The organism is Streptococcus sp. 5004, assembly GCF_013276755.1.
GTDB lineage: Bacteria > Bacillota > Bacilli > Lactobacillales > Streptococcaceae > Streptococcus.
Genome location: NZ_VMLP01000016.1, coordinates 34464 through 44114 on the forward strand (window position 1 = coordinate 34464; position 9651 = coordinate 44114).

A 9651-nucleotide genomic window follows, 5' to 3' on the forward strand; every position below is an offset into this window, starting at 1 on the left:
TACGATGATTTTAATCTGCTATTGAAAGAAAGTCCTGATTGCTGATTGAGTTGGTAAACTAGCCTTAGTCAGCCCACTATCCATCATTTATTTCCTTAGCTGATTAGTTTTCTTCTTTTTTGTTTTTCAAACCTAGACCACCGAGTAAACCTGCAAGTGCAAGCCCAAGGAAACCAATACTTGCCATTGATGTTTGAGCTTCACCAGTATTTGGTAGCATAGCTTTATCATCTGACATCATCTTGTCTGACATCATCGTATCAGACATCTTGTTAGCAGAAGCAGCCATGTTTTCACCTGCCATCGTATTGGTAGAGCTTGTCATAGTGTCAGCAGGCATGCTATCTGTAGTACCTGGAGCTGGAGTCTCAGTCTTCATACCTGATTTTTCCATTTGGTCATTTGCTGGCATTGCTTTATCAGTCTCTTTGGCTGGTGCCATCATGTCCTTATGGTCAGTAGCTGTTTGATGAGTCGCACCTGTAGCATGACTGTGATTCATCGGAGTCACGCCAGAGCCAGAGTTAGAAGGTGAGAAAGAACCATTCGCTGTGTCTGATGTTTCTTTAACATTTATCTTAATAGTAACTTGTTTAGTTGCTACGACATTTGTCAAGTCAGCTTTACCATCTTTGTTACCGTAAACTTTAACAGTAGCATTGTAAGTCTGAGTACCATTAGCACGAAGCTGATCGATTAAAGCTTGACCTTGTTTACCAACAGTATTGCCATTTAAGTCTACTTCATAGAAATATTGACCTTTTGTTTTCACATTTTCTCCTAATGGAGATAAAGCAGGATTTTTAGCTACACCATTATCAGACCATGGAGCCTTGTCAGAAGCTTTTAGTAATAGACGAGTCAACATACCATCACCAGCGAATAGTTCATAAGGAATTACTTGGTTTACACCGGCTGTGAATGGACCTTTTCCTTCAGCTTTTTCAAGATAAGCAGCAGGAACATCGATACTGTCTTTAATGTTATCTTTAACAGCTTTTTCGACAGTTTCTTTAGCAACTAATCCATTGATGTTGATGTCTACATTTTTAGTAGCAACTAGATTAGTCAAGTCAGCTTTACCGTCTTTATTTCCGTAAACTTTAACAGTAGCTTTATAAGTTTGAGTACCATTAGCACGAAGCTGATCAATTAAAGCTTGACCTTGTTTACCAACAGTATTGCCATTTAAGTCTACTTCATAGAAGTATTGACCTTTGGTTTTCACGTTTTCTCCTAATGGAGATAAAGCAGGATTTTTAGCTACACCATTATCAGACCAAGGAGCCTTATCAGAAGCTTTGAGCAAGAGACGAGTCAACATACCATCACCAGCGAATAGTTCATAAGGAATTACTTGGTTTACACCGGCTGTGAAAGGACCTTTTCCTTCAGCTTTTTCAAGATAAGCAGCAGGAACATCAATACTGTCTTTAACGTTGTTTTCAACTGCAGAGTTAACATCGCTTCTTGTTACAAGACCGTTCAAGGTAATATTTACTTTACGTTCCTTGACAACCTTAGTCAAATCAGGTTTATCTCCGGCTGCTTCATAGACAGTTAGGGTAGCTACATAGGTATTTGTACCATTAGTACGAAGTGTATCTAATAAATCCTGACCCTGCTTACCTGTGGTGTTACCATTCAAAGATACTTGATAGTAATACTTGTCATCAGGTAAATTTTTCACTGGTGGAATTTTCTCGTTTTGAGCGACACCGTTATCTGACCATGGAGCCTTGTCAGATGCTTTGAGCAAGAGACGAGTCAACATACCATCGCCTGCGAAAAGTTCATATTTAAGTGGTTTGTTTACACCAGCCAAGAAAGGACCGGGAACTTTGGCTTGTTCTAGGTAGCCCGCTGGGACATCAATACTGTCTTTAACATCCTCATCGACAGCTTTTTCAATATCTTCTGGAGTTGCTTGTGTCCCTGCCACATCATCTGTATCTACAGCGTCTTTTAAGACATCTGTTAGCTCTGGATTTTCTTGAGCTTCTTCACCTTTTTCAAAAAGTGTATCCAGACGAGAAGGGCTTGTTTCCTCGCTCACTTCAGTTCCTTCTGTAGTTGTCGGAAGTGAATTCGTATTTCCAGCAACGGCCTCAGGTTTCGCTTCAGCAAGAACGGTGTCTCCCTGAGTTTCTGCTAAGTCACCCTCTTTCGTTACCGATTCCCCTTCAGGTAAGACTTGAGCAGGGGTTGGATTGAGCCCATCGGCACGTACAGAACTTGGCTGACCAACTAGGACAAAGAAGCCACTAGCCACAACAACTGAGGCAACACCGACACTAAGACGGCGAATAGACCAACGAGTATATCTTTGATTTGGATTGAATTTCATAGGATTCTCCTTAGAGTTTTTCTTTATTTGATGACTCTAGTATAATCTCCTAAAATTAAAAAGGACTAAGAAAAAGTTAAAATTTTTCTTAAATCCCTCTTATAAAATACTTATATCAATTAAATCCATAAACAGATTTGGTGATTTGATAGACGACATTGGAAAGTTTGCGGGCTGGCAAGACCGAATGTTTGGTCAAACGGCTGAGCATGGTTTTGCGAATAGCCTGAAAGACCTCTGGATTTTCCTGCTGAATATAGGTCCACAGCTCCCGTTTTTTGGCAAGATGCTCTGCTGTTCCAGCTCGATTGAGCAGGGCACTGGAAATCACCGTCGTGATTTCAATATGATTCAGCAGATATTCTCGCATTTTGGGGTGGCTCACTTGGGATAAATCAAGCTGGTCTACCAAGAGTCGATTGACTTTCAGTTGCTGGTCAATGCGCTTAATCATCACTTGCTCATTGACAGACTGGTCCTCACGCCCAATCAAATAACGATAGAAATCGACAGGTAGATAGTACATGGTTTTGACCTGCTGAAGGGGGGTAAAGACAAAGAGATTATCGACATAAAAAGTATGCTCAGGCAGTTGGAACTGGCTCGCTCGCAACAAATCTGTACGGTAAATCAGCGAGTGCATCATGATATACTGCCCTTTTGAGAAATTTCCGACCTGATCCCAGCCAAAAATCTGCCGAACAGGCAAGACTGACTCATAACTCATACTCTTCTTACGAGACTGACCTTCCTTTTCATAGACAAAATTGGTCACAAAGGCGTCAACCTCTTGACCCTTGCTCTCAAGTTCCTGCAAGGTTTCAAGAATTTTCAAGTAGGCACGAGGATCCACCCAGTCATCACTGTCAACTACTTTAAAATAGCGCCCAGAAGCCTCCGCCAAGCCGCGATTGACCGCACCGCCATGGCCTTTATTTTCCTGATAGATGGCTCTAACGATGCTAGGATACTTGCTGGCTAAACGCTCAGCTATTTCCTGAGTCTGGTCCTGAGACCCGTCATTGATAATCAAAATCTCAACTTGCTCACCACCAATCACTAGCGACTCCACACAGTAATGAAGATAGGCTGCAGCATTATAGCTAGGAATGGCGATAGACAATAACTTCATAATCTGCTCCTTAGGGGACTGATTTTTTCTTATACTCTTCGAAAATTAAATTCAAACCGCGTCAACCCTATCTGCAACCTCAAAACACTGTTTTGAGCAGCCTGCGGCTAGTTTCCTAGTTTGATCTTTGATTTTCATTGAGTATTACTCTCTCTTGTCACTTCTTTCTATTTTACCATAAAGTCCAGCCTTTGAAGAACTTTTACTAGAATATAAGGCTTTTGTCTCTCTTTGCCATCTTGGGCATCAAAAAAGAGGGAAGCTCCCTCTTTTACGAATTCAATGCTGCTAGGGTATCCAAATACTGGTTGTTGATGACTGCCAAAATATAGGTATCTGCCTTCAAGAGGTCATCTGGTCCAAATTCAACATCCAATGGGGAATTTTCCTGCTCTCGGAAACCCAAAATATTCAGATTGTATTTGCCACGGAGGTCTAATTCACTCAAACTTTGACCTGCCCAAGACTGAGGAGTCTTCATCTCCACAATAGAGACATTTTTATCCAACTGAAAGACATCAACACTATTATGGAAAAGAATGGTCTGTGCTAGGGACTGCCCCATTTCATACTCTGGCGAGATAACCGAGTCAGCTCCAATCTTTTCTAGCACTTTCTTAGCTGTATGGCTTTTGACCTTGGCAATAACAGTCGGTACCCCCAAACTCTTACAGTGCATAACCGCAAGCACACTCGACTCCAGATTTTCACCTGTCGCGACTACAACGGTATCGCAGGTATCAATCCCTGCTGATCTCAATAATTCTTCATCTGTGATGTCACCAATCACTCCACGCGCCAAAACTGGCTCAAACTGATTGATGCGCTCAGCGTGGTCATCAATAGCGATAATATTCATATCCTGCTTGGCTAGGGCAGCTAGGACACTGCTCCCAAAAATTCCCAAGCCTAAAATTCCAATCGTACGATCTGACATGCTCTTTCCTTTCTTAACCAATACTAATATCTGCTTTCATATAGTGAATCATATCTTTCTTTTCTGGATGGTAATCTGCTAGACTGACCAGCAGGGTCAAGGGACCAATTCGTCCGATAAACATGAGAACCATAATCACACTTAGAGCTAATTTCCCTAAATCTGGAGTTAAATTTGCCGTCACTCCGACTGTCCCAAGAGCAGAAATGGTTTCAAATATGAGGTGGATAAAGGGAGGATTTCCCTTGGCTGTGATCCCTAGTAAAATCAAGCCCAGCAAGAAGGTCATCAAAAAGATAATAAAGACACTAAAGGATTTTTGAACCGTTCGTGGCGCAATCGTTCGTCTCGCAACATTGGCATGAGGCAAGCCCAAAAGCTCACTTCGCGCAAAGACCAAGAGGACAAAAAATGTGGTAATCTTGAGCCCCCCAGCTGTTCCTCCTGGAGCCCCACCTAGAAACATCTGCAAGATATAAATCAATAAGGTAACAGGACGAGCCATGCTGTAATCAATTGTCCCAAAACCAGCCGTTCTCATGCTGACAGTTTGGAAAAAGCTGACCAAGACCTTATCTGCAACAGGGAGATTGCCAATCGTCCCTGCATTGTTCCATTCAAGAGCGAGACTACTCACCGTCCCAAAAGCTAGGAGCCCCACCGTCAGTAATAAAACCAGTTTGGTGTGAAAATGCAGGCGCCCTTTTTTCTTTTTCCCTATATGCGTAGCAAGGTCAAACCAGACCATAAATCCAAGACCGCCTGTAATAATCAAGCCTGCGATAACCAGATTGACCAAGGGATCAGTCTGAAAAGCAATCAAGCTCGTACTTCCAAAATTATCAAAACCTGCATTACAGAAGGCGGATATAGCTAGAAAAATAGCACTAAAGAGACCGCGCCCCCAGCCAAGTTGAGGAACAAAACGAAAACTGAGGAATAAAGCTCCTAAACCCTCAACCAAAAAAGTCGTGAGAAAAATAGAATAGACAAACTTTCTCAAAGATCGAGTCTCTCCATAACTAAAACTATCCTGAATAGTTGCACGGCTACGAAGACTAAGCTTTTGCTTGCTCTGGATATAGAAAACCCCAATAAAGGTCATGAGCCCCAGACCACCAATCTGAATCAAGAACATACAAATGAGCTGACCCCAAATATTGTAGGTGTCAGCGACAGGCTGGGTAAAAAGTCCTGTCACACAGACCATGGATACGGTTGTAAAGAGATGGTCGAAATAAGTCGCTCGTGAGCTTTCAACTTGGACAAAAGGCAAGCTCAAAAGAAGAGAGCCTAGTAAAATGACCAAGGCAAAACTCAAAAAAATACGACGGGCTGGCGATAAACGAGATAAGCCTAGCTCTATTTTTTCCTTAGATAATTTGAATAACATGTTTCCATTGTACCATAAAAAGCTCGAAATGACTTAGATAGGATAAGGCAAAATCCACTAACACCAAGCCTAAAAAATGCCACCTTTTTGTTGATAGTCTAGGCAATAACAAGCCTCGTTCAAGAGTTCTTGATAATGTGACTGTAAGACAGGAGCTTTTAACGCCAGCTACTCACTCTATAGAAAATGAAACACACCATTTTGAATCTGAAATAGTAGGCTACAACTTCTCAAACATTACTAGAAATTGATGCAACTTACCTAATCAATTTGTTGAGATTTTATTTCATATTACCACAATAAAAACGCATAGTATCAAGGTTTTTCACCTGATATGATGCGTTTTTCTGATTTTAAAGATTTTTCCCAATCTCAACATGCGTCCAAAAAGAGGAAGATGACCTCGTTTAAACATATTTTTGCAAAGTATGAGCTAGACATTGTATGATAAAGCAGACCTTTTGTCAGCATAACTAAAGGAGGTGAACACTTGCTAAACTCAGTTCTAGCGCCTTATCAAAAGCTTCTGAACCCCAGTCACGACTATCGTACTGATCCAAGTCTGCTAAGGAATCAGCTGTGAACAACAATTCACCCCAGAGGACCCCACGCAATTGCGCTACTGCCGCAAGCGCAGAACACTCCATCTCCACAACAGCACAGCCTTCTTCCTTGCGATAAGCCACCTTTTCAGCCGTTTCTCGGTAAAAACCGTCTGTAGACCAGGTCATGACTTCTTCATAAGGAATCTCTCTGGTTTCCAACACTCGCTCAATAGCAGCAATAGCCTCTGGCTGCATTTCCATATAACGAGAAGGCGCCACATAGTGGTAACTGGCTCCTTCATCTCGCAGAGCGCGAACAGGGACTAGAAAGGCATTTTCCTCTATATCGGCTAGCACACCACAGGTACCTGTGGAAATAATCTGCTCCACACCATAGCCAATCAACCAATCCATAAACTGGGCTGCTGGAGCTGAACCAACAGGAGCCTGAGCCAGACAAATCTCCTCGCCCTTGTAGTTGATGACGTAGACTGGATAGGTCTTGGTGGCAGAAACGAACTCACCGACACAATCCGCCCCTACTTCCTGAGCATAGCGGTCAATCTCCTCACCTAAAAAGGCATAGACACACTTCTTAGGCAACTGCAAATCCAACCCCTCGTGATTGGGCATGATGACCGCCTGAGGATTATCATCAAACTCTAAAATGGGAATCGCATGTTTCTGAATCATAACCTACCTCCTCTAATTTTGTACTATTGTATCAAAAACTGACCGAGTGTCAAGGAGGAAGCTGATGAACTGGGGAGAGAAACAATACAATAACAATATTTTTGACAGAGACTCTTTTTAATGGTACAATGGACTTGCTTAAAAGTTCGATGAAATAAGCACATAAGAAACACCACCGGTTGCCGCCAGTGGTGTTTTTTTGCGCTTGCTCAAGGCGCTCAGGCTATTTCTTTTTCTTGTCGCATTTGCTTGCTACAAATCGGATAAGCCACTCCGATAAGACATTCGCTAGTGTACCAGCAAGAATAGGTAGCAAGACAAGTTCGATGAAAACGCACATAAGATCACCTCCTGCCTGCGCAGTCTAGTGTTTGCGACCTTACTATTGTATCATCTTTGACTGAAAATAAATAGAAAAAATCATTGACATCATCTAGTCATCCACAAAAACTCTCTCCTACACTAGTACTTCTTGCATCAAAAACATCCCAGTTACAAGATGATTTAAAATTGATCAATGAAGCAGACTTGCTAAGATATAGAGTAGGTAAATGTGGGTTGGGTAAAAAATATAGAAGAAGTTTTTATCTCCACTCCGCTTTTCTCTCAAGGAAAAGAAAGAAATTAGCGGATTTCCCTACAATAAAATTCGTGTCACCATTGACCAAAATCTAACCTATCGCGATGAGAATGTCAGTTTATTCTCAGGAAAGGACGGTTTCCCTCTACTAAACGAGGACATTGTCATCATGGAAATTAAAGCTCCAGGTAGAAAACCCCAATGGCTACAAGATATTCTCGACCAATATGGACTGGTAGAGCAGAAATTTTCAAAATACAGCTGCGCCTACCACAAGTCTCAGGGGCTGGACTATAGCCCACGACCAAGCACAGAAAGTGTAGGTACTACTTATGTCTAATCTTTTCAACTCCATTTTCAACGACACAACCGCCACTGCCAATCCCATCCAGCTCTTTTTAGCTCTCTTAGTCAGCCTGATCTTAGGTTTAGCGCTGACCTGGGCCTACAAACACCGTACCCTTTATACACGGGAATTTGCTGTTAGTTTGACCCTACTCCCCTGCTTGATGACCTTGGTCATCTTTCTGGTAAATGGCAGCCTAGGAACCTCTATCGCCGTTGCAGGAACCTTTAGCCTCATTCGTTTCCGTTCAGCCACCAGTGGTTCGAGAGAGCTAATTGCTATCTTTCTTGCCATGATTATCGGGCTGGCAGCAGGGACAGGCTATCTAGCTCTAGCGATTCTCTTCACCGTCTTTATCTTAGCGGTATGGCTTCTTTTAGAGAAACAACAAAGCAAGAGCAACCACCAACGCCGCAGACTATTAACCATCACAATCGCCAACCAAGAAAAGCAACTCCAAACTATCCAATCTGGACTGGCACAATTCTGTACTGAGTTAGACCTCATCTCGATTGATATTAGCAATGATGGAGAACAAGTCACCACTGTCTATGAAGTTGATTTCAAGGCTCAAACTAACGATTTCCAAATCATCAATTACCTCACTAAAAAACAGGATACTTACCAGGTTTCCCTGACCAAGAATGCCAAGAAGAGAAAGAATTTGTAATTTTCAAATCAAATAGCAAACTAAGAGTCTCTTGAGTACCACCATTCTTTACCAATCAAAAAAAACTCCGTAGTCTCTAGCGCCATAAATCCAGCTAGAGATTACAGAGTTATTTTTTAATCTAAACTTCCTACAAGAGTATATTATCTACTGAAAGGATATGGTATTTGTAGGGAATACTTTAAAGAGTTCTTACAGGAAGTCAGTATTAACTAGTTATATTAGGCTTATACTCTTCGAAAATCTCTTCAAACCACGTCAGCTTCACCTTGCCGTATAGATGTGACTGACTTCGTCAGTTCTATCTGCAACCTCAAAACGGTGTTTTGAGCAGCCTGCGGCTGGCTTCCTAGTTTGCTCTTTGATTTTCATTGAATATTAGTTTACCCATTCACCATTAGCATTGACTCTATAGCCATCTACAGTTGTGTTGACTGCAAGGGCACCTGAGCCATTGACATAGTACCATTCGTCTGATACTTTGAACCATTGGCTTGCTTTCATAGCACCTGATGCTTCAAGATAGTACCAAGTACCTCCATCTTTAAGCCAACCTGTTGCCATTGAACCATTAGCGTTTAGGTAGTACCATGAGCCGTTGACTTTAGCCCAACCTGTTGCCATAGCGCCGTTAGCGTTTAGGTAGTACCATGAACCATTGTATTGGAGCCATCCTGTCGCCATAGCGCCATTGCTGTTGAGGTAGTACCATGAACCGTTGTTTTGGAGCCAACCTGTTACCATAGCACCATTAGCGTTTAGGTAGTACCATGAACCGTTGTCTTGTAGCCATCCTGTCGCCGTTGAACCATCAGTATTGTAGAAGTACCACATACCGTTTTCTTGTTTCCAGCCTGTTTTTGGAGCGGCTGGTTTAGCTGGTTCTACTACAGAATATGAGCTGTATGATGGAACATATGATGAGTATGAAGGGACATATGTCGGATTAGATGGTCTTGCAGGAACAGAAGGTTGTGCTGGAGTTTCAGCTGGTTTTTCCGCTGGTTT

At 42.1% G+C, this 9651-nt stretch carries 6 protein-coding genes and 2 pseudogenes; 2 read left to right on the forward strand and 6 right to left on the reverse strand.

Annotated features, from left to right (window positions below; translation table 11 throughout):
• Nucleotides 1-103: 103 nt before the first annotated feature.
• The 5 genes from HT685_RS05940 to HT685_RS05960 form a co-directional block, all read right to left on the reverse strand.
• Nucleotides 104-2347, reverse strand: a complete 2244-nt coding sequence (locus HT685_RS05940; protein ID WP_173224720.1) for a PavB family fibronectin-binding SSURE repeat adhesin — start codon at nt 2345-2347, stop codon at nt 104-106.
• A 115-nt stretch (nt 2348-2462) separates the two neighbouring features.
• Entirely contained in the window at nt 2463-3479 is a 1017-nt protein-coding gene (locus tag HT685_RS05945) for a glycosyltransferase family 2 protein (RefSeq protein WP_173224717.1), read from the reverse strand.
• A 271-nt stretch (nt 3480-3750) separates the two neighbouring features.
• Nucleotides 3751-4416 (reverse strand): TrkA family potassium uptake protein, encoded by a 666-nt coding sequence (locus tag HT685_RS05950; protein ID WP_173224714.1) that lies wholly within the window; start codon nt 4414-4416, stop codon nt 3751-3753.
• 13 nt (nt 4417-4429) lie between these two features.
• Nucleotides 4430-5809, reverse strand: a complete 1380-nt coding sequence (locus HT685_RS05955) for a potassium transporter TrkG (RefSeq protein WP_050236539.1) — start codon at nt 5807-5809, stop codon at nt 4430-4432.
• A gap of 473 nt (nt 5810-6282) precedes the next feature.
• Nucleotides 6283-7047: a nucleoside phosphorylase gene (locus tag HT685_RS05960; protein ID WP_173219958.1), complete on the reverse strand. Its 765-nt coding sequence runs from the start codon at nt 7045-7047 to the stop codon at nt 6283-6285.
• A gap of 596 nt (nt 7048-7643) precedes the next feature.
• On the opposite strand from HT685_RS05960, the pseudogene HT685_RS05970 reads away from it, so the two are divergent.
• Nucleotides 7644-7967, forward strand: a pseudogene (locus HT685_RS05970) (VTC domain-containing protein); the annotation flags it as partial.
• Nucleotides 7960-8643, forward strand: coding sequence for a DUF4956 domain-containing protein (locus HT685_RS05975; protein WP_173251774.1), 684 nt, complete (start codon nt 7960-7962; stop codon nt 8641-8643). The pseudogene HT685_RS05970 and the gene HT685_RS05975, both read left to right, overlap by 8 nt.
• A gap of 378 nt (nt 8644-9021) precedes the next feature.
• Here HT685_RS05975 and HT685_RS05980 read toward each other — a convergent pair.
• Nucleotides 9022-9651 (reverse strand): annotated as a pseudogene (locus tag HT685_RS05980) (choline-binding protein A); the annotation flags it as partial.

Excerpts from the sequence above, each read along its gene's own strand:
- HT685_RS05955 (WP_050236539.1), bottom strand. The coding sequence starts at position 5,809 with ATGTTATTCAAATTATCTAAGGAAAAAATAGAGCTAGGCTTATCTCGT.
- HT685_RS05940 (WP_173224720.1), bottom strand. The coding sequence starts at position 2,347 with ATGAAATTCAATCCAAATCAAAGATATACTCGTTGGTCTATTCGCCGT.
- HT685_RS05950 (WP_173224714.1), bottom strand. The coding sequence starts at position 4,416 with ATGTCAGATCGTACGATTGGAATTTTAGGCTTGGGAATTTTTGGGAGC.
- HT685_RS05960 (WP_173219958.1), bottom strand. The coding sequence starts at position 7,047 with ATGATTCAGAAACATGCGATTCCCATTTTAGAGTTTGATGATAATCCT.
- HT685_RS05975 (WP_173251774.1), top strand. The coding sequence starts at position 7,960 with ATGTCTAATCTTTTCAACTCCATTTTCAACGACACAACCGCCACTGCC.
- HT685_RS05945 (WP_173224717.1), bottom strand. The coding sequence starts at position 3,479 with ATGAAGTTATTGTCTATCGCCATTCCTAGCTATAATGCTGCAGCCTAT.